Below are 218 nucleotides of genomic sequence, written 5' to 3'. Positions count from 1 at the left end.
GAACCCTACTGGGAACCTAAATTCGAGGGAACAAGCTATGGGTTTCGACCCGGACGCTCAACTCTTGACGCAGTTGGTAGAATATTTATTGGTATCAACAAAATGGGATACTACGTCCTTGATGCCGACATCGCCAAATGTTTCGACCAAATTGACCATGATTACCTGCTATCCAAACTTCATTGTCCAACGACCATTAGGCGTAATATCAAACAATG

Annotated in this window: 1 protein-coding gene; it reads left to right on the top strand. The window is 43.6% G+C overall.

Going from position 1 to position 218, the window contains the following annotated elements:
- A partial coding sequence (locus tag LKE08_RS11005) for a reverse transcriptase domain-containing protein (RefSeq protein WP_324704269.1) occupies window positions 1–218 on the top strand: 218 nt, incomplete at both ends.

Origin of the sequence: Lyngbya sp. CCY1209 (assembly GCF_035615495.1) — a bacterium.
Taxonomy (GTDB): domain Bacteria; phylum Cyanobacteriota; class Cyanobacteriia; order Cyanobacteriales; family Microcoleaceae; genus Limnospira.
Note: the sequence above shows the minus strand (reverse complement) of the source record. Positions and strands in the feature narration are given on the sequence as shown.